The 19,144-nt window shown below is 53.3% G+C and carries 18 protein-coding genes; 12 read left to right on the top strand and 6 right to left on the bottom strand.

Features of this window, described 5'->3' with window-relative positions:
* The first annotated feature begins 54 nt into the window (after positions 1-54).
* The 10 genes from FVQ81_03455 (at position 55) to FVQ81_03410 (ending at position 8,824) form a co-directional block, all read left to right on the top strand.
* Positions 55-912: a sigma-70 family RNA polymerase sigma factor gene (locus tag FVQ81_03455; protein MBW7995632.1), complete on the top strand. Its 858-nt coding sequence runs from the start codon at positions 55-57 to the stop codon at positions 910-912.
* Positions 913-1,011: 99 nt separating this feature from the next.
* Entirely contained in the window at positions 1,012-1,731 is a 720-nt protein-coding gene (lepB, locus tag FVQ81_03450) for a signal peptidase I (protein ID MBW7995631.1), read from the top strand.
* A gap of 165 nt (positions 1,732-1,896) precedes the next feature.
* Positions 1,897-2,115, top strand: coding sequence for a hypothetical protein (locus FVQ81_03445; GenBank protein MBW7995630.1), 219 nt, complete (start codon positions 1,897-1,899; stop codon positions 2,113-2,115).
* Positions 2,116-2,457: 342 nt separating this feature from the next.
* A complete protein-coding gene (locus tag FVQ81_03440) occupies positions 2,458-2,790 on the top strand; it encodes a hypothetical protein (protein ID MBW7995629.1) in 333 nt (110 codons plus the stop codon).
* A 51-nt stretch (positions 2,791-2,841) separates the two neighbouring features.
* A complete protein-coding gene (locus tag FVQ81_03435) occupies positions 2,842-4,359 on the top strand; it encodes a sodium/solute symporter (protein MBW7995628.1) in 1,518 nt (505 codons plus the stop codon).
* Between the two features lie 13 nt (positions 4,360-4,372).
* Positions 4,373-5,767 (top strand): UDP-N-acetylmuramate--alanine ligase, encoded by a 1,395-nt coding sequence (locus FVQ81_03430; GenBank protein MBW7995627.1) that lies wholly within the window; start codon positions 4,373-4,375, stop codon positions 5,765-5,767.
* 150 nt (positions 5,768-5,917) lie between these two features.
* A complete protein-coding gene (locus FVQ81_03425) occupies positions 5,918-6,478 on the top strand; it encodes an RNA polymerase sigma factor (protein ID MBW7995626.1) in 561 nt (186 codons plus the stop codon).
* The gene (locus tag FVQ81_03420) at positions 6,471-7,013 is read left to right on the top strand and encodes a hypothetical protein (GenBank protein ID MBW7995625.1); all 543 of its coding nucleotides are present in this window, start codon (positions 6,471-6,473) and stop codon (positions 7,011-7,013) included. Before FVQ81_03425 ends, FVQ81_03420 begins: the two co-directional genes overlap by 8 nt.
* Positions 7,014-7,084: 71 nt before the next feature.
* Positions 7,085-7,621 (top strand): hypothetical protein, encoded by a 537-nt coding sequence (locus FVQ81_03415; GenBank protein ID MBW7995624.1) that lies wholly within the window; start codon positions 7,085-7,087, stop codon positions 7,619-7,621.
* 162 nt (positions 7,622-7,783) lie between these two features.
* Positions 7,784-8,824, top strand: a complete 1,041-nt coding sequence (locus tag FVQ81_03410) for a transglutaminase domain-containing protein (protein ID MBW7995623.1) — start codon at positions 7,784-7,786, stop codon at positions 8,822-8,824.
* A 92-nt stretch (positions 8,825-8,916) separates the two neighbouring features.
* Here FVQ81_03410 and FVQ81_03405 read toward each other — a convergent pair whose 3' ends face one another.
* Together FVQ81_03405 and FVQ81_03400 are read right to left on the bottom strand one after the other, a co-directional pair.
* On the bottom strand, positions 8,917-10,071 hold the full coding sequence (locus FVQ81_03405) for an aminotransferase class I/II-fold pyridoxal phosphate-dependent enzyme (protein MBW7995622.1): 1,155 nt from the start codon (positions 10,069-10,071) through the stop codon (positions 8,917-8,919).
* Between the two features lie 373 nt (positions 10,072-10,444).
* The gene (locus FVQ81_03400) at positions 10,445-10,627 is read right to left on the bottom strand and encodes a hypothetical protein (protein MBW7995621.1); all 183 of its coding nucleotides are present in this window, start codon (positions 10,625-10,627) and stop codon (positions 10,445-10,447) included.
* 1,085 nt (positions 10,628-11,712) lie between these two features.
* Between FVQ81_03400 and FVQ81_03395 the strand changes: the two genes are divergently transcribed.
* A complete protein-coding gene (locus tag FVQ81_03395) occupies positions 11,713-13,962 on the top strand; it encodes a T9SS type A sorting domain-containing protein (protein ID MBW7995620.1) in 2,250 nt (749 codons plus the stop codon).
* 336 nt (positions 13,963-14,298) lie between these two features.
* Positions 14,299-14,706 carry a MerR family transcriptional regulator gene (locus FVQ81_03390; protein MBW7995619.1) on the top strand — a complete coding sequence of 136 codons (408 nt, stop codon included), beginning with the start codon at positions 14,299-14,301 and terminating at the stop codon, positions 14,704-14,706.
* A 466-nt stretch (positions 14,707-15,172) separates the two neighbouring features.
* Here the strand turns inward: FVQ81_03390 and FVQ81_03385 are convergent, their stop codons facing one another.
* Genes FVQ81_03385 through FVQ81_03370 form a run of 4 tightly spaced genes read right to left on the bottom strand, consistent with a single transcriptional unit; the run spans position 15,173 to position 19,133 of the window.
* Positions 15,173-15,640 carry a cytochrome c gene (locus FVQ81_03385; protein MBW7995618.1) on the bottom strand — a complete coding sequence of 156 codons (468 nt, stop codon included), beginning with the start codon at positions 15,638-15,640 and terminating at the stop codon, positions 15,173-15,175.
* Positions 15,641-15,642: 2 nt separating this feature from the next.
* The gene (locus FVQ81_03380; GenBank protein ID MBW7995617.1) at positions 15,643-17,601 is read right to left on the bottom strand and encodes a c-type cytochrome; all 1,959 of its coding nucleotides are present in this window, start codon (positions 17,599-17,601) and stop codon (positions 15,643-15,645) included.
* A 12-nt stretch (positions 17,602-17,613) separates the two neighbouring features.
* Positions 17,614-18,324, bottom strand: coding sequence for a hypothetical protein (locus FVQ81_03375; GenBank protein MBW7995616.1), 711 nt, complete (start codon positions 18,322-18,324; stop codon positions 17,614-17,616).
* Positions 18,321-19,133: a DUF4405 domain-containing protein gene (locus FVQ81_03370; protein ID MBW7995615.1), complete on the bottom strand. Its 813-nt coding sequence runs from the start codon at positions 19,131-19,133 to the stop codon at positions 18,321-18,323. The genes FVQ81_03375 and FVQ81_03370 overlap by 4 nt, the downstream gene beginning before the upstream one ends.
* Between the last annotated feature and the right edge of the window lie 11 nt (positions 19,134-19,144).

Genomic DNA, 19,144 nt, shown 5'->3' with positions numbered 1-19,144 from the left:
TATGACGTCAGAAACTCCTATTTCGAGTTGATTAAATCCAAGGAGCCGAACTAGATGAAAGCAAGCCAGTCCCAAAAATCCTATTTCGATGAGGGTTCGCTGGATTTGTATCTCAAGGAGATCAGCAACTATCCGCTGCTCAAACGCGAGGACGAGATCCAGCTGGCGATAAGAATCCACAAAAACGATCAGGAAGCCTTGGAAAAACTGACCCGCAGCAACCTGCGGTTCGTAGTCAGCGTGGCCAAAAAATACCAGAACCAGGGCGTGTCGCTGGCCGACCTGATCAACGAGGGCAACGTGGGCCTGATCCGCGCCGCCCATAAATTCGATGAGACCAAGGGTATCAAGTTCATCTCCTACGCCGTCTGGTGGATCAGGCAGGCCATCCTCCAGGCTCTGGCCGAACAGAGCAGGATTGTCCGCGTTCCGCTCAACCGGGCCGGCACCCTGTACAAGATCGGCAAGAAAAGCAACCGTCTGACCCAGGAACTGGGCCGCAAGCCGACTGTCGAGGAGATCGCCGAGGGGATGGATATCAGCCTCGAGGAAGTGCGCAAGACCCTCACGATCAGTCAGTCGTACCTCTCGCTCGACGCACCGCTTACGCCCGGCGAGGACAACCGTCTGCTGGACTACCTGCCGGACAACTACAACCGCGACCCGGCCGAAAATGCGTTCGAAAACGCCCTGTCCGGCGCGATCGAGAATTCGCTGAGTACGCTCAAAGAGCGCGAGGCCAAAATCCTGCGCCTCTATTTCGGCCTCGGCGGCCAGGAACCGATGACGCTCGAACAGATCGGCTCGGTGCTGGGTATTACCCGCGAGCGTGTCAGGCAGATCAAGGAAAAAGCGATCAGCCGTCTGCGCCACGTTTCCCGCAGCCGGGCCCTGCAGTCATTCCTCAACTAACGACTGACCGGGCAGGGTATCGACGGACCGCTGAGCTAGATCGCATTATCGCCAGGCGGGACCGGCTTCGGCCGGCGCCCGCTTTTTCATTTGAAAATTATCCGGAGTTCCTTCGCATTGAAAGAATGGGCTAAAAGTATCGGGCTGGCTCTGCTGCTGTTCCTGATTATCCGCACGTTCCTGGTCCAGGCGTTCAAGATCCCGACCGGATCGATGGAGAAAACGCTGCTGGTCGGCGACTTCCTGCTGGTCAACAAGCTGGCCTTCGGCGCCAGCACTCCTCATCGCATCCCGTTTGTCGGCACCGAGCTGCCGAGTTTCCGGATTCCGGGCTACGATTCTCCCGAGCGCGGGGATATCGTGGTTTTCGAGTACCCTCTCGACCGCTCCCTGGATTATGTCAAACGCTGCGTGGCGGTTGCCGGAGATACGGTGGAGATGCATGACAAGGTGCTTTATCTCAACGGAGTTCAGCAGGACGAGGCATATGTCCAGAACGCGGACCCGAATATCCAGCGTTCCCGGGGACGAAGTTCGGGCAGTTCACGGTTTGCCTGGCAGCGGAACTACCTCACCGAGGAAGGACATCGCCGTCACGGCGGCAACTACGCTCCCACCCGCGACAATTTCGGTCCGCTCTACGTTCCCGAGGGCCATTATTTCTGCCTCGGCGACAACCGGGACTACTCCAGCGACAGCCGTTACTGGGGGTTCGTCTCCGAGGAGCTGATCAAGGGACGGCCGGTGATCCTCTATTTCAGCTGGAACCGCCGGATGTTCCTGCCCCGCTTCGAGCGAATCGGTGTAATAATCGATTGACGCTCCTCTCAAGCCGGCTTTGTCTCCGCAGCACTTTTATCGGCTCCACTTAACAAACTCACCCGGCCGGTTGCTCCATTCCTTTTATTAAAGTCCATCTCCACCCGGGTCGATTAATTAATCAGGAGGCTTATTTACGAAAAAATTCTATCGAGTGGAGGTATAATGTGCAAATTCTGTGATCTGGGGGCATTGAAGGCAGAAAGTTTCGACACGTTTTTTGAGGGCGCCGCCTCGCACGGATATCGCAGCATGGTGTGCAAACACTGCTCCACCACTTTTTTCACCCAGAGTGCTGAGCTTGCTCCGGCGGTGGTGTCGGCCGGTATACCCCAGCCGGCTTTTTGCGGCCCGGAGCACGAACTCGTCATGCTGCCGGGCTGATTTTCACCCCGCCTGTGCCGGATCGATAAATCAAGTAAAAGACCGCCGGTTTCCGGCGGTCTTTTCTTGTCCGGCCCCCGGGTTGAACTCTCCTGTCAACTTCCTTCAATCCGCTCCTGCCAAGGTTCTGCAATGCAACACCTGATGTTCCAATCACTTGGCCGCAAACACCGGTAAAACGGGAATTGCCTGCGGCCGCGCTCTGAAAAAAATAGGTTGTCAGCGAGACTGCTTTAGTGTATAACCTAAGAGAGAAAAGAGCCGGGGGAACTTGACAGCAACAATTATCTTAGTATATTAGAATATGGTTGTTGCATTATATATAATTCAGTTGGAGATGCCATGAAGAAGGTCGAGCGGGACATGGCCGACAGCCAGAAAGCGTATCTTGACCTGCAGAAAGCCATGGTCAATCTCGAATCCTCCAAGTACGTGGTCAATTTCAGCGATGACGTCCATGACAAGCTGGCCACGATCCGCCTGCTGTTCGACTATATTTTCACCAAGTACGGCAACTACGAGTTCCGCCGCGACTGTATCGTCGATTTCAAGGTCCGGGAAATCGAAAACATTCTCGAGGCCCTGGACAGCTTTCTCGAAACCTACCAGTCGCTGATCAAGGCCTACCGCGAGAAACCCTCCTCCAAGAATATCGAGCAGACCAAGCAGGCCTGAGCCCCCATCCACTTGTCGGTCAGTTCTTGCGAATAATATTGCGCCCGTCCGCTGCCGCCCCATATTTATACCCACGTCATTCATACCGCTCCAACCCCCAACCCGGGAAGCCGCTTGGGACTTTCGGCAGTCGACATCACGGTGATCTTGATCTACCTGGCGGTCATTACCGGATTCGGCATCTGGCTCAGCCGGTTCCAGACCGACAGCCGGGCCTATTTCCTGGGCAACCGTAACATCCCCTGGTGGGCGATCTGTCTCTCGGTGGTCGCCACCGAAACCAGCGTGCTCACCTTTATCGGCGTGCCCGCGCTCTCTTACGCCGGCGACCTCCAGTTCCTCCAGCTCGCCCTGGGTTTCCTGCTGGCCAGGATTCTGCTGGCCGCCTGGTTCCTGCCCGCGTTTCTGGAACGGGACACGTACACGGTCTACAGTTTCCTCTCCGACAGATTTGGCGGGGCGGTAAGGGGAATCGCTGCCGGGCTGTTCTTTGTCACCCAGGTGCTGGGCAGTGGAGTCAGGCTGTACGCCGGCGCGCTGGTGCTGGCGGCCGTGCTGGGCCTCGAACAGGTTGCCTGGGCGATCGTGGTGCTGGCGGTCGTGACGATAATCTACACCTGGGCCGGCGGGATCAGCGCGGTGATCTGGACCGATGTGCTCCAGGCGGCGATCATGCTCGGCGGCGGCGTGCTGGCGCTGTGGCTGCTGGTCGGAATGTTTCCCGGCGGCGCGGGCGAAGTGTTCACCACGGCGGCGGCCGAGGGCAAGCTGCGCCTGTTCGACCTCCGGTTCGACCCCGGCGACATGTATTCGCTCTGGGCCGGGCTGATCGGCGGGACGGTGCACGGGATGGCTTCCCACGGCACGGACCAGATGCTGGCCCAGCGGCTGCTGACCAGCCGCAGTCTGAGCCAGGGCCGGAAGGCGCTGATCTGCTCGGGGGTGATAATCATCCCCCAGTTCCTGCTGTTCCTGGTGATCGGTGTGCTGCTCTACTACTATTACCAGCTCAATCCCCCGTCGGTCGCCTTCGAAAACCCCGACCGGATTTTCCTGCATTTCATCATCAACCACTTCCCGCCGGTAGCCGCCGGGCTGGTGGTGGCCTCGATGTTCGGGGCGGCGATGTCAACGCTCGACTCGGGAATCCAGGCCCTGAGCAGCACCACCGTGATGGATGTTATCCGGCCGCTGAGCGGCGGCAATCGGCCCCGTGAGAACTACCTGGGGCTCAGCCGGGCGTTCACGGTGTTCTGGGGCGCGGCCCTGGCCGGTGTGGCCCTGATGGCCGGCGGGTGGGGCTCGGTGCTGGAGACCGGCCTGAAAGTAGCCAGCTACACCTACGGCCCCCTGCTGGCTCTGTTCCTGCTCGGCCTGTTCTCCCCGATCAAAGGCCAGCGCCCGGTGATTTTCGGGGCGGCCTGCGGGGTTGCCGGCATAGCGCTTGTGCTGGCGTTCACCTCTCTTGCCTGGACCTGGAACGTGTTCGTCGGCTGCTCGATCACGGTCGCTGCGGCGCTGCTGTTCGACAGGTTTTTTACAGTCAGCTCACGAAACAAAACTGCTTAACGGATCTAACGGGATGAGTCTCGAACTGGACAAACTGCAGAATATATTTTTCAGCGGAATCGGCGGCAGCGGGATGAGTGCGCTGGCCCAGCTGCTGGCCGGCGGCGGGACCAAGGTAAGCGGCAGCGACCGCAACCGCGACCGCGGCGGCAATCCAGCACTGTTCGCCAGACTCGAATCCCAGAATATCGCGCTGTTTCCCCAGGACGGCTCCGGCGTAACCGACAGCCTGGACGCGGTGGTTGTCTCGGCCGCGGTGGAGCCTGATACGCCGGACTTCGCCCGCGCCGCTGAACTCGGCATCCCGGTAATCGTCCGCCCGGAGCTGCTCCAGGCGATTGTCAACTCCCATCGGGGAGTGTGTTTCGCCGGCACGAGCGGGAAATCCACTTCCAGCGGTCTGGCCGCCTGGGTGTTGGCCGAACTCGGTTTCAGTCCCAATTTTATCGGCGGAGCCGCCCCGGTGAACTTTATCGGCGGCCCGACCACTGGCAATTGCCTCGCCGGCGACAGCGATCTTTACGTGGCCGAGACCGACGAGAGCGACGGCACGGTGAGTGGTTACACTCCCGAGGTCGGCGTGGTGCTCAATATCGACCGGGACCACCACGAGCTGGACAAACTTCTGCCGATGTTCCAGGCATTCTGCGCCAATACCTCCGGGGCGCTCGCGCTCAACGCCGACTGCCCCAACACCATGCGGCTCGATCTGTCCGCCGCCCCGGCGGAGAAAATCCTGTTCGGGATCGAAAACGACCGGGCTAATATCCGGGCCACAAATATCTCCCTGCGTACTTTCGGTTCGGAATTCACGGTCGGCGATACCACGGTAAAAAACCCGTTGCCGGGGCTGTACAACGTCTACAACGTGCTGGGCGCGCTGGCCGCGGTCGAGGCGCTGGGAGGGGAGCGTGACAGATTCGCCAGGGCGCTGCCGGAATTCCGCGGGGTCGAGCGCCGGTTCCAGCTCGTGGGTGAGCGCAAGGGAGTGCAAGTGATCGACGATTTCGCGCACAACCCGGCCAAGATCGAGGCGGTCCTGGGCGTATTCGACCAGTGGCCGGAGCTGGGGCGGCTGCTTGTGGTGTTCCAGCCCCACGGCTACGGCCCCACCCGCTTTCACCGCGACGAGCTGATCGAGACGTTCAGCCGCTGCCTTCGCCAGCGCGACCTCCTGATCCTGCCGGAGATCTACTACGCCGGCGGGACAGCAACCAGGGATATTTCCAGCCGCGAGCTCGCCGATGACATACGCACAAATGGCCGCGACGCCCGCTATTTCGAGCGCCGCGCGGATATTTTGCAGCTTATTGCCTCTGAGGCCTCTTCCAGCGATGTTGTTCTGGTTCTCGGCGCCCGCGACAGCAGCCTGCAGGATTTCGCCCGCGAGGTGCTGGAGAGTCTGTAGCTGAAAACCTCCCGGCTGAAACAAATGTACCGGCACTATCTTTTTCCGAATAAGTGACCTCCCATCCAATGGCTCAAAAATCCAACAATTAGATTGAACCCTGACGTCTTGATTTCCGTCTTTTAAATGAAACCATTCCAGGGATAACGCTTGCAAAGAGACCGCCGCACAATTCACAGTGAGCTGCTGGTAATCCGCTTCCGCAAGGGCGACCGGGGAGCTTTCTCCGAACTGGCAGCTCTCTGGGAGGACAAGCTGTTTTATTTCCTGCGGCGGTTTGTGGACAACGAGCAGGACGCCTGGGACCTGTTGCAGCAGACCTGGGTCAAAGTGCTCGGCGGCCTGGGTAAGCTGGAAAACACCGGCACTCTCACGGCCTGGCTCTACCGGGTAGCGCGCAACACTGCCCTGGATCATCTAAGGCGAAACGACAGGGATTTATCAGCCAGGGAAACAGATGGTGATACGGACCCGATTGTGGAGAACGATAACGACCTCCGCTTCGAGAACGCCGAGCTGGTCCACCGGGGGCTGGCCGAGCTGAGCCTGGCTCACCGTGAGGCGCTGACCCTGTTTTTTCTCGAAGAGTTTTCGATAGAAGAAATAGCAGTTATCCTAGGACTGGCGGCGGGTACGATCAAATCTCGCATGCATTATGCAAAGCGGGCGTTGAAGAAAATCCTGGAGCGTGAGGGGGGCGCCGATGGCTGATCGTGAGATGAATTTCGCCGACAGGCTGCTCTCCCAGCAAAGTCTAAACCCCGATCTGCAGGAAAAATACCGGAAGGAGCTGGACGACATGCTGGAAGTTAAAATTGAAGGCGGTAGAAAAGTTTTAGACATCGTTAAAGTTGCAATCCTGTACATAATCGGCCTGAGATGCCTGTTCCAGGTCATTTACAATCCGACCATAGTCGACATATATCGACTTTTTGCAGGTATTCTTGGTGTGGCATTAATTTCACTGAGCATATTGGGGACCATGGTCATCATCAAGGGAGTCTATAAATACAGGACTCATGGCAACATTGCAGCGGGTATCATTTTTTACGGCTGCATCGGAGCCTGGGCTGTGATGCTGACCAGTGGAACGGACAATCCCATTTTTGCCACCTTGGGAACTGCTATACTTGTGCTGGGTATAGCCAAAATGGTAGCCAACCTGATAAAGCAGTCAAAATTGAATTATCGTGAACAGCTTCTTAAACAGGAGTACAGGCTAGCTGAAATGCCGCCAGGACAGTGAAGGTACATAAAGAAACGGTATCTGTTGAAGCATGATCTCAAATTTCTATTATCCTTGCAAGGAGCGATCCGATGTATAAAACGACTGTAATTATCACGTTGGTATTGATCTCACTCCTGTCTCTGCAGTCCCTGATTATCCATGGCAGGATGAAGCCTTTAGTCATCCGGACAGTTACCGCGGAGCACAGCGAAGCAAGTTCAACCAGCAAACCTTATTCACTGGACTTCGTCCGGGATTCCGGCAACTTGTTTTACCGGCTCTCATCCAATTTTAAGCAGGGCAGAGTGGATATTGCACTTTACGATGACAAGGGTAAATACCTAAACACTATGGGTGCGGCGGGTAATTTTACATGCTATTTTCCTGTAAAAGACACTCCTTTCAAAGCGGGAAAATCATTTAAGATCGATGTGATCGAGAAAAGTGTTATCGGCAGTTACAAGTTCGAAGTTTCACAGCTACCGCCTTTTACTATGGGATGGTCGATACATTTTATGCTGTTTGCGGCGTTCATAACATCAAGCGTGGCACTGCTGATTCTCGGCTGGTTGATGTATAGCCGCCGGGGTGAACAGGGACAAGTAACCGCCCAACCTCTTGCATAATTATATTTGTACATCAGACGTAGCGCCTGGTTGAGAGGACTCAACCGGGCGTCAGTACTGAAACTCAACCTGATTAAGCAATCGGAACTGAATACCCGTGATCAGTTACTGGCACAAGATTACTGCAGTGCGGAGATATCAAATTAATGAAGGGAACATCAAATGAAAAAAATATTAAAGAGAACACTGATCGTATTCGCTTCCATCGTTGCTACATTTATTGTTGTAATAGTTGTGGGAGCGTGGTGGGAGTTGTCCCATCCACCCGAATACGGTGCCTATAATGTTGAGCAAAAAATAGTTGTGTTTAATCCAGCCGATTCTGCTTTAACACCTCAAGAATTATATATCCAAATACCTCTAAACAATGTTAGGCAGAAAGCACAGTTGCAAGATATCAAACCAGAGTCCCTGGATGTCGTAACAGCTGGTAACAATCGCTTTAAAGTACGCGGCTTTGAGTCTGTTGCCCCTGGAGAGGAACTTGAAGTCGTATATAGCTATAAATTAAAGATCAGGAAAACAGACAAATGGCGCGATCAGGTTGTAGTTTCCTCAGATTTGCTTCCGGAACCTGAGATCGAGTCCGATAACGCAATGATTCGCGAGACCGCTGAGGGAATCGTTTCAGGGATTGATAACCCGAGGGAAAAGGTGCGAGCTTTATTCAAATATGTATTTAACGAAATAGATTATGCAGGAATCATATCTTCCTCATCCAGGAGCGCACTTGAATGTCTTAAAAATAAATCAGGTGTTTGTGGACATAAAGCAAACCTTCTGACAGCGCTATGTCGTTCAGTCGGAATACCTGCCCGCTCAATTTATGGAATAACACTACCCATATCAGAAAAAGAAAGATTTCAATATTCGATTACTTCACATGGCTGGAATGAAGTATTTATTGAAGGCGAGGGTTGGTATTTTGCCGATCCGACAAATCAATTTAAACTGTTTTTCCTTAGTATACTATACTGGGATGAATATGCCATAAACAGGGCCTGTTTTGGAATAGGTACCAATCTGAGTGTGTTCTCCACTGAAATAGCAAATCTACCTCCAACAGTCCAACCAGATCAAGGCATGTCAGGACCATCTTGCTTCTTATTCACATCCCCAAAAGGATCGGTTACATTTCATACAATTTTTAATAAGTGTAGATCAAAAGCAGTCCGAATCGATGAAGAATGGGAAGACATGTGATACTTTAAGCATCAATCGAAAACTTCTTACACGTACTGCTGACTACATTCGCCATGCTGGACAGCTTGTACGCTGGCAGGTGAGCATACTGCTCAACTGCTCCCCAGCAGCTCCACGGCCCGGTTAAGGTTCTCCTCGCGCACGGCGAAACACAGCCGCAGCCAACTCTGGTCGTGGCCGCCGGAGAAGAAACTCGCCGCCGGCACACTGGCGATCTTGTGTTCGGTGAACAGGCGCTCCATCGCTTCGGTCGAGCTGATATCTCCGTAGATCCCGCCGTAACCGGCCAGCATGAAATAGGTTCCCTGCAACGGCAGGGGCCTGAACCCGGCTTTCTCCAGGGCGCCTGAAAGGAGTCGGCGCTTGGTGTCGTAGGTGGCCAGGGCGCTGAAATAGTCCTTCCCCAGCGCCTCCAGCGCACGCGAGACTCCCTCCTGCAGCGGATGGGGTGCGCAGATATAGAGCAGGTCGCTGATCAGGGCCATCTTGCCGATTACCTCCGCCGGCCCCGAGGCCCAGCCCAGCCGCCAGCCGGTCATCGCCAGGGTCTTGCTGAACCCGGAGACAGTCACCGTGCGCTCGAACATCCCGGGCAGCGAAGCCATGCTCACGTGCTCGTGGCCGTCGAACGTGATATACTCGTAGATCTCGTCGGTGATGACCCAGGCGCCGTATTCAGCACACAACTCGCCAATTTTCAGCAGTTCGTCCCGCGAGAAAACCTTGCCCGAGGGATTGGCCGGGGTGTTGATTACGATCGCCCGGGCGCCGTCGGCCAGCATCTTTTTCAGGCCACCGAAATCGATCTCCCACCCGGGCGGCTCCATGCGGCTGAACACCGGCTCGAACCCCAGGGTGCGCAGCAGGTTGACGTGGTAACCGTAGAACGGCTCGAAATTGATCACCCGCTCCCCGACCTCCAGCAGGGCCAGCAGCGCGCAGGTGTACGCCCCTGTCGCTCCGCTGGTGAGCGTGATTTCGTTCTCCGGGTCTGCGTCGATCCGGTTGAACGTTTTCGCGATCGCCGCGATCTGTTTTCTCAGGGCCGGCTTGCCGTTGAGCGGAGCGTAGGTGTTGCAGTCGTCGCGGATAGCCTGGCAGGCGGCCTCCTTGACCTCATCCGGCGTGGGCAGCTCGCAGAGGCCCTGCGCGAGGTTCACCCCGCCCTGCTCGACAGCCCGGATCGTCATCGCCCTGATCTCAGACTGCTTCAGACTCCGCGCTCTGGCGGCCAGTTGTGTGTTCATGTCACTCCCCTCTCTTTTTCACCGGTCAGGTTGTCGGCCCCATTGAACGCAAATATAACCTGCTCCCCTGCTCCCGGCCAAGACCGGCACCCCTGGAACTCTGTTCCTGCTTGCCGCTCTCAAAAAACTAGCTGCTCATTCAAATTACCGGCTGACAGCGAGGCGGGAAAAACGAGAATACCGCGGGAGGAGGGGGCGGCATGGCCACCGCTGCGGTGATTGCCGAGGAGGTATCTGAGGGCGGCCTTTACCTGCTGATAAACGCCTGATTAAAGGTTATCTCTGCAACAAATTCAACTGAAAAGAGGCGTGCGAATCGCACGTCCCTTGCTGCATCGATGGGGGGAGCCATCAGCCGTAAAGCAATATCAAATTAATTGGAGTGCATTTTTTCCAACGCTGCAATCGCCGGGATACACACGATATACCCGTCCCCCTCTGGTTTTCCGGACCCGCCGTCGGCCAGCCGCACCCCAACCGCGATCTCCCAGCGCACCTCGGGGCACTGCTGATCGCCCAGCCTGTTGGCCGCCATCGCCATCATCGTCAGTTTCATCTCAACCTCCGCCTCTTATGCTTCCGCCAACCGGCTCTCGAACTCCTGTAATTTATGAATAGCATTATCCGTGCCAGAGATCGTCTTGCAACCTATCAGTTTTATTTTCAACAAGTTATGGACATACATAATTTTGACGAGCTGATACCGATGTTATAAAACCGAACATTACGCAGTAACAGCTAAGTGATTTTAAGCTCAGTGGCAGGACCCGGAACGCTCAAACTTGTTGCCGGATTCCGGCCATCCGCGACAGGCAAAAAATAGCCTGCAAACCAAAACGGCGCTCCCGGTTTGTTTCCGAAAGCCGCATGGCTGCCTCATCTCACCGCTTCCCTGCCCGTTGACATATTTGGTACAACTGCCAACAATTCACAGCATTTCTGGCAAGAACTGGCAAGGTGCCGCCCCGCCGGGGTCCTCAGGGGGGTGCCGGGGGGCGTTGTATAAAAATATCAGTCTCGCAGCCCACCATTTTTCTCCGTCTTTATTCTTGACAAAGTTTTCTCATAGCGTATAATTGATATTAAATCCTAACAAAATTAGTTCAGGAATTAATTTGTACCCGTATTGCCATTCAATTAGCGTCTCCTGAATTCTTTTTGATGCAGTCCGCGTTCTAGACCAGACGATGAAATAGACATTGCAGAATAACTTTCTGCAATGCTCCATTGATGACAGATTTTCTCACCCCTTGCGTTTTTCTGCAGCTAGATAATTTGGACCGGGACTGAGCGATCAATCCTAAGGACATTCTGCTCAACATAAATTCAACGACGTATATCATGCCTTGCTCCAAATCAGCCCGGGGTCATTCGATGCTGAAGATTTGGTGCGTAATACGCCCTGAACTTATCACTTAGACCGTAAAGGATAGAGCACGGGGAACTTGTAAACTGCGAGCTGAAAAAAAGGAGGCCCATGAAATATCTTTATCCAACCGCTCTAGAAACAGCTTTTAACCATTTCCGCAATCTATACAGCCCCTATGGTCCGGGATTTATGGCTGTATTGCTTGTAGGATAGTCTTGAGACGATTTGTGAGTTGACAGGATTGCAGCAACGAAAACTGAAAGGGGACAAAAATGAGGCCCGTTATCGTCTGTGCATTAATGACTTTGGTCGCATTCCACCTAAGTGCTACAAATCTCGACGCCCAGACCTATAAAGGGGCGAGCTATTGCCTTAACTGCCACGCAGTTCCCCAGGGTGAGCACCCGGCAGTAGACGGTGCAATCCAGAGTTACCACAATACCTCGTTGAGGGACCCGGACTCAGCATCGGTCTACGGCCCGCCGGGTGTGGTTTCTCATGATCAGTGGGTTGCAGGGTTAGATCTGGCAACCACTTCCAGCTTTGCCCAATACGGTGAAAACGCACCAAAACTTTCTTTGGATCAAACCGTAGACCCCCAGGACCCAACGGATTTCCTCAGCGGCTACCAGGTGACAATCGGCGAGATTACATATCAAGTGAATGGGACCTATGGCGGCCACGGTAAGTGGAAACAGCGCTACATGACAAAGATCGGCGAGAGCCTCTATATCCTCCCTATCCAGTGGAACGAGAAAGACCAGGAATGGGTGACTTACCACACGGATCATTGGTACGATGGGGATGATTTGCCGCTTTACACCGACCAGGCCACCCTGGTGGCGGATGTGGTCCTGAAAAACTCATTCGAACGTCGCTGCATAGGCTGCCACTCCACCGGGATTGAGCTTGCATACGATGATTCCACTGGATACACAGCCACTTATTCAGAATTTAATACTCTTTGCGAGCGTTGCCACGGGGCGGGTGGCCCTAGCGCGGTTTCTTTTCACACTGATGGAACGGGATTGATGACCGGTGATTTAACCCAGGACCAGCGGCTGGAGCTTTGCGGCCAGTGCCATTCGAGAGGTTCGAGCGTGGGTACGGCCGGAGAAAACAAGTTCGATTTCCCGGTCGATGCCGATCTTTCCACCTTTACCGTGGGCGCAAGTTTACCTGATTTCTGGAGCGTCGTTAATCCGGTAGACAACGCGAGCAAGTTCTGGCCCGATGGCGTCCATTCCAAGAGCCATCATCAGCAGATGTTGGATTTCAAGAACAGCGGTCACTACTTAGACCCCGACGCGCAGATGGACTGCACTTTCTGCCACGACGTGCACGAGGCGCCAGGCGACCACCAGGTCAGGGATACGCTGATGATTGCCGTCGAAGGTGGTGATACATTGGCGATCGCCACCAACAATGACAACAATACGCTCTGCCTGGCCTGCCATGCTGCAACGGCAGGGCCTTTCAGCTCCATCAGCAAGGAAATGGTGGCGGATGCCGTAACCAATGTCGATTCTATCGGCACAATCGTTTCTGTCCACACCAACCACGCTTACGATCCGGATGGAAGTGGAGAATCGAGGTGCTCCAAGTGCCATATGCCGAAGACGATGAAGAGCGCAATCCCGCACGACATTCACGCCCATACCTTTCAGACGACCCTGCCGGAGAAGACCCTGAACCTTGCCTATCAGGCCGAGGGCGGGATGTTCAATTCCTGCGCCCTTAGCTGCCACAACAAGAGCAATCCATGGAACATCGTGGACGGTGACAATGCGGTCTGGAATGAGTCCAGCGACATTGAATTGGCAGCCGCGCTGAATGAGTACGCCGTCCAGTGGTGGGGTGAGGAGATTGCCCAGATTTGCGATTTCAATGATGATGGGAAACTGGCGATAAGCGATGTTGTTACTTTTATGATTCTCGCACGAGATAATCCGTTGGACCAGCGCCTGGACAGAAACATTGACGGCAGATACGATCTGGTCGATCTGGTCGCTCTGATTGATGACATCTGGCAGGGTGCCTGTTTTGAGAATGTCGGTAACTCGACAATGTTGGCATCAGCCTTTGGCGGAATAACAGTTGAAAAGGTAGACGGCTTAAACGCCGAGGAGATTGACTACATTGAGACGATCCTGAAACAGCTCGATCTGACGCCGGATCAGCAAGAGGCTTTCCGCATTGCCCTTTACGGCGACGGCACTGCGCGCAGCAGCCTGCCGAAGGATTTCGCCCTGAAGCAGAACTCTCCTAACCCGTTCAACCCGGCCACAACGATCAGCTACAGCGTTCCCGAGGGCCGGTCCGTGGACATCAGCCTCAAGGTTTACGACATCCGCGGCCGCCTGGTCACGACGCTGGTCAGCGAAGTCAAGAATGCCGGCACCTACACCGTCTTCTGGGAAGGCGCCAGCGATTCCGGCCGGAAACTCGCCAGCGGAGTGTATTTCTACCGCCTGCAGGCCGGTGAGTTTATGCAGACCCGCAAGATGGTGCTGCTAAAGTAAAGGGGAGAAGCAGGGTATTTTTAGAGGTGAACGAAGGTACAGCCCGGCCATCAGGTCCGTACGGTTTTCAAATAAGATTGATTTCACGGGAAACCGGGACGTCCTGTGATTTCAGTCTATCGATCCCGGGCTGTACCTTCAATAATTTAAAGCAAACTCAGCTGAAGCATTAATGGAAAAGCGGGCGTTCCCCACGGCTTGCCGCGGAGTTTAGCGAGCGAATAACAATAATTTTGCACCTTACTAATCGGAGACTCCCCGCAGCTTGCTGCGGGGAGTTTTTAGTGGTAAATTCTACTGGTAAAGCCATGGATTTAACATAAGCAGGGAGCCAAAATGTTGTTGAGGATAGGGAAAGTCGCTCGGGAGGTCGAGATGTCTGTAAAGAGGATTATAGAATACGAAAAGGAAGGATTGATAAAGCCGTTAAGGAAAAGATCGAGCAGCCACAGGCTTTTCAGCGAGTTTGAAATTCGCCAGATCAAAAGAATCAGACAACTCATTCACGAAAGAGGATTTACCCTCTCCAGCATTAAACATGTGCTTAACATGGCTCCCTGTTGGGTGGTACTTGATTGCGACAGTTGGGATTCTTGTCCCGCTTACAACAATCCTCATCAAAGATGCTGGGAATTAAAGAATGATGCGAATGAGGAGTGCAGTTGCATGGGTACGTGTGAACGTTGCCCGGTGTACCTTGTCAAAGATGTACAGTCGGAACCGCTTTTTGAAAAAACGCCATAACTATTCAATGATTTGCCAACAATAAGTTTTACCAACCATAGAAATCAAGCCGCCACCGCCTGAATCCGCTTAACCAAATCCTCCGGTATTTTCGCCAGAAAAGTTTTAAATAGAACCTGTTTCATAACTGGAGTTTTAATTCAAACTTTCGCCCATTGGCAGGTAATCCCAAAAACACAACCCCCTGTTTCCCCCTTTTCTAAGGGGGACTAAAACCGGATAACACCATCGGCCGTGCGAAAATGCCTGAGACCGGACAGGATTCCCCTCTTGAGAGGGGTGCCTGCGCAAGCAGGCGGGGTGTGTCCCGTTTTAGGCTATGAAACAACCTCCAGTCTCGGCGGGCCCGCCATTTATTCAAACGCTTAATTGAAGAGGGAGTGGATCAGGTAAATCTTGGGGTGCTGGAATTCTCTTACAATTAGTGGTACAGCTTTTGGAGCTGGTCATGTTGAGCAATGGTGAATTACTTTGCCCTGTCTTTTGGAGTGAACTTCCTGAGATAGTGAACCAGGTAGTTGATTTCGATTGGGCTGAAAGTCTTACCCCAGGCTGGCATTAAAACCGATTTATTTACTCCCGGTCCTCCTTCCCGTATCGCCTCTGCCACCCTGCGATCAGGAAGAGCATCCAGATAGTTACCATCGGTGAAATCTCTGGGCTGCGTTTCCAGGGTGTAAGAGTTAAAACCGTTTCCCTGACCTGTTTCTCCATGGCAGATCTGGCAATAATGCATATATAATTTCTTGCCAACACGACTGGAATATGGCTCTGCTTCAAAAGAGCCGCTATGTTCCCTGCCGGACTCCGCCGATCCAGAGGAAGTGGCCATGGCTTGGCGTGAGTTGGGCTCGAAACCAATCAGAAAAAACAACAGGGCGGCGCAAAGCAGAAATAGCCCGCTCGTTAACTTTCTCCTCTGATATCTTTTCATCGTCAATCACCTTTTGTGGTCAGCAAAAATGCGGTCAAGGCTCTTGCCTCATCATCACTCAAATCAAAATTCGGCTCAAGCACATCCGGATTAAACCGCCGCGGATTTTTAAGTCTTTGATACACCCAGCCTGGTTGCAGCCTTTGGGCCAGGTTATCCAGTGGAGGCCCGACATATCCGCCCTCACCGCCAATTTGATGGCATGCCTGGCAGCCATAGGTATTGAAATAGAGTTTCCGTCCGGATTCAATTTCTGCCACACTGAATTCTAATTCCGAATTCACTTCCAGGGCATCATCTCTTAAAACCATGGAAATGTAATCGCTCAATATTTCTATTTCCTCTTCATGCATGTAGAAATTCGGCATGCGTTCGGTCATTATGGGGCGCAGAGTATAGGGCAGTCGGAAATAGTTCTCGATCCACGCATGAGTCAGCTGGCTGCCGGCTCTCGAAATATCCGGAGCCATTGTCCCTCCGCGGCCGTTAATCCGATGACAGGTGAGGCACCGATACTTGCTCACTAGCATTCCAAATTCTCCCTGTGGCTCCCCCAGCCGGGCTCTTGGTTCTTTAACCCTGAATTTTTCATGCACAGGCAGTTCCTGAAAACTTAGTAGCGCGGTAGTGATTGCCATGATCTCCTGTTCATCAAATGTAAAAGTCGGCATAAGCGCATTGTCCAGAAAGCCGCCCGGATTTTTGATCTTTTCATACACATAATGTTCCCTGGTATGAGGGATGTCTTTCAATCCGAATTCCAGTTGATAAAGCGGCTTTTTTCTCATATTCGAAAGAGAAGGCCCGGTCTGCTCGCCTAATGCGATTCCACTTAGTGAGTGGCAGCCGCCACAGTTGTAGTTTTGAAATAATTTAAGACCCTTCTCATAATAATTCGGATCCGGTTGGTCCGTTGAATCATCGGTCTGTTCGGGTGCGTCCCAATCCACTAACTCCATCGCGATGTAGGCGGTGACGCTCTGGAGTTCCTCATCTGAAAAACTATACTGCGCCATCGGAGTTCCCGGCTGCAGGGCATGTGGATTTCTGAGGAAATTGTAGATCCATTCCAGGCTGGCTTTTGATGCGATCGTTCCAATTTCCGGCGCCACACTCCCGCCTTTCCCGTTGACAAGATGGCAACTGATACACCTCGCAGTGCGGAACAGGGTCTCCCCGGGCTCATAGAGTTCATCCAGGATTTCCTCCTGACGCAGCACCTCCGGAAGAGGTTCAAGCTCGACAGGAGTTGGATACTCTTTGAAAGTGAGCAGAAAATCGGCAAGCAGGTTTATTTCCTCCTCCGTAAGACGGAAATCCGGCATCAGTGTGGAGGCGACCACTTTGGCAGGTTCAGTAAGCCAGCGGACAAGCCATTGGCGGTTTACCTTGGACCCCAGGCCATCCAAGCGAGGTGCAAATTCCTTGTCAAGGCCTTTTATTTCATGGCAGCCTGCGCAATTGTATTCTTCTATCAACTCCAATCCCTCGTTCAACAGCGGAGCCTGGTTGTTCAGATCTTCCTGGTGGCAGGTGCCGCAGGAGGATTCAATAAACGGCCGGGAAAGGATCGGTTCTTCCCAGAATTCAACTTTACCTCCCGCGGATTTCATGTCGGTGGCCAACCCCTGACCCTGATGGCAAGGTGTGCAGCCAAACTCTTCGGGCTGGTGATAAATCTCCGGATGTGTGGCAAAGGGTACTGGAGCATCTTTCAGGGCAGGTTCGGTCGAGCCCAGATGACAGGTGGAGCAACGGTCAATGACACCCAAGTCCGGGATCCAGATTTGTTTCAATCCTTTTTTTACCGGAGAAAGCCGCTGCGGAAGTATTTCAATATACTTATTATATGAACGCTGCATTTGCCTCCACTGCCGGAAATGCTCCTTCACCGGAGAAACGGCCATGATGACCAGAAAGAGCAGGCTGACAAACCCGAACTGTTTTGATAAATCTTTCATAACCACCCAGCCTTAATAATAAATCCCATCGAACCAGGGCCAAACCCAGCGCCATTCCGGGCCACGGAAGAAAACCCCGATAACTGTCAATACTGTGCCGACCAATACAAACCAGATCATAATCCAGTCGGCAAGAGCGAGCCGCTTGAGCCCTGCGGAAATGCCCGTCTTGTGTGGCAAAACGATTGGAAGAAGCATCAAGGAATATATCAACAGACTGCAGATGTAAATCGGTACAGCGGCGGAGAGTAAGAACGGGATGTTTATAATTAGAACCGCCACACTGAGCAAGGTGAATTTCTTCTTCAGATCTCCCGTCCAGAAGGGTTCCCGTATCAGATTGATCTTGAAGTATGGAATAACCACCAGGCAGACGACTACAAGCCCGGGTAGAACTACTCCAGCCACTATCGGCGGGAAATAGTGCAACAATTCCTGTAGGCCAAGGAAGTACCAGGGAGCTTTGGCTGGATTGGGCGAGTGTTCAGGGTCTGCTATGCTCTCGAGCGGTGCGTCGAAAATCAAAGAGCAGATTGCCAGTACGATCATCAGAACCTCGAAGGCCAGCACTTCTCGGACTACCAGGTGAGGAAAGGTCATCACTTCTTCACCCTCTTCGCGCTCCACTATCAGAGATGTATCAGCCTTTACATAAGCCACCCTGGCCGGTGTTGTCCGGGCGTCATCTCCGTACTCGACATGTACCTTGGGTTGGTCGTTCATTCTGACTTGTCTTTAATTGAATGAGAGTTAAATTCAGCTTTTCGAGAAGTGAGAGTGCCTCCCATGATAATATCCCTCGACGCGGGTTCCGACTCTGAATTCGTTCCCAGGCCACCATCTTTGCGAATGCGCCAGAAATGGACCCCGATTAAAAGAGCCATAATCAGTGGCAGAATGACACAGTGGAGGACATAGAACCGCAGAAGAGCGTTTGCGCTGATTATATTCCCCCCGATCAGGAGGAACCGAATCTTTTCGCCGAAAACAGGCACCGCTTTCATCATGTTGGTGCCGACGGACACACCCCAGTAAGCCAACTGGTCCCAGGGCAACAGGTAGCCGGTATAACTGAGCAGCAGAGTAAGGGTCAGCAGGATTACGCCGATAACCCAGTTGAATTCCCTGGGAGGCTTGAAAGCGCGGGCAAAAAAGACCCGGAGCATGTGCAGGCTGACTAACAGCACCATCGCATGAGCCGCCCAGCGGTGCAGGTTGCGCAGGAATTTCCCATTGGAGACTACGAACTCCAGGTCTTTCATGTCCTGGAAAGCCAGGGGGACCGAGGGGTGGTAGTAAAACATTACAAATATCCCGGTGACAGTCAGGATCAGAAAAAGCGCAAAAGATAGACCACCAAGGTAAAAAGTTGTCGTGAATTTGATGGAACTTTTTTTTACTTTTGCTGAATGGATGTGCAGAAAAAAGTTGTTCAAGATCACCAGTGATCGGCGATAATTTGTATCGGGCAGGCCAGTGCGAAATATCGACCGCCAGATTCTTCCCCCGGTTATTTTTTTTAACAGGTTCATGCGGTTACCCA

It is taken from the genome of Candidatus Glassbacteria bacterium (genome assembly GCA_019456185.1).
Taxonomy (GTDB): Bacteria; Gemmatimonadota; Glassbacteria; order GWA2-58-10; family GWA2-58-10; genus JAJRTS01.
This window is presented reverse-complemented; position numbering and strand designations above follow the sequence as displayed.

What these genes read in the sequence shown, in the direction of transcription:
- FVQ81_03395 (MBW7995620.1), top strand. Translation starts at nt 11,713, where the DNA reads ATGAGGCCCGTTATCGTCTGTGCATTAATGACTTTGGTCGCATTCCAC.
- FVQ81_03445 (MBW7995630.1), top strand. Translation starts at nt 1,897, where the DNA reads ATGTGCAAATTCTGTGATCTGGGGGCATTGAAGGCAGAAAGTTTCGAC.
- FVQ81_03440 (MBW7995629.1), top strand. Translation starts at nt 2,458, where the DNA reads ATGAAGAAGGTCGAGCGGGACATGGCCGACAGCCAGAAAGCGTATCTT.
- FVQ81_03400 (MBW7995621.1), bottom strand. Translation starts at nt 10,627, where the DNA reads ATGAAACTGACGATGATGGCGATGGCGGCCAACAGGCTGGGCGATCAG.
- FVQ81_03430 (MBW7995627.1), top strand. Translation starts at nt 4,373, where the DNA reads ATGAGTCTCGAACTGGACAAACTGCAGAATATATTTTTCAGCGGAATC.
- FVQ81_03415 (MBW7995624.1), top strand. Translation starts at nt 7,085, where the DNA reads ATGTATAAAACGACTGTAATTATCACGTTGGTATTGATCTCACTCCTG.
- FVQ81_03380 (MBW7995617.1), bottom strand. Translation starts at nt 17,601, where the DNA reads ATGAAAGATTTATCAAAACAGTTCGGGTTTGTCAGCCTGCTCTTTCTG.
- FVQ81_03375 (MBW7995616.1), bottom strand. Translation starts at nt 18,324, where the DNA reads ATGAACGACCAACCCAAGGTACATGTCGAGTACGGAGATGACGCCCGG.
- FVQ81_03410 (MBW7995623.1), top strand. Translation starts at nt 7,784, where the DNA reads ATGAAAAAAATATTAAAGAGAACACTGATCGTATTCGCTTCCATCGTT.
- FVQ81_03385 (MBW7995618.1), bottom strand. Translation starts at nt 15,640, where the DNA reads ATGAAAAGATATCAGAGGAGAAAGTTAACGAGCGGGCTATTTCTGCTT.
- FVQ81_03405 (MBW7995622.1), bottom strand. Translation starts at nt 10,071, where the DNA reads ATGAACACACAACTGGCCGCCAGAGCGCGGAGTCTGAAGCAGTCTGAG.
- FVQ81_03455 (MBW7995632.1), top strand. Translation starts at nt 55, where the DNA reads ATGAAAGCAAGCCAGTCCCAAAAATCCTATTTCGATGAGGGTTCGCTG.
- FVQ81_03390 (MBW7995619.1), top strand. Translation starts at nt 14,299, where the DNA reads ATGTTGTTGAGGATAGGGAAAGTCGCTCGGGAGGTCGAGATGTCTGTA.
- FVQ81_03370 (MBW7995615.1), bottom strand. Translation starts at nt 19,133, where the DNA reads ATGAACCTGTTAAAAAAAATAACCGGGGGAAGAATCTGGCGGTCGATA.
- FVQ81_03420 (MBW7995625.1), top strand. Translation starts at nt 6,471, where the DNA reads ATGGCTGATCGTGAGATGAATTTCGCCGACAGGCTGCTCTCCCAGCAA.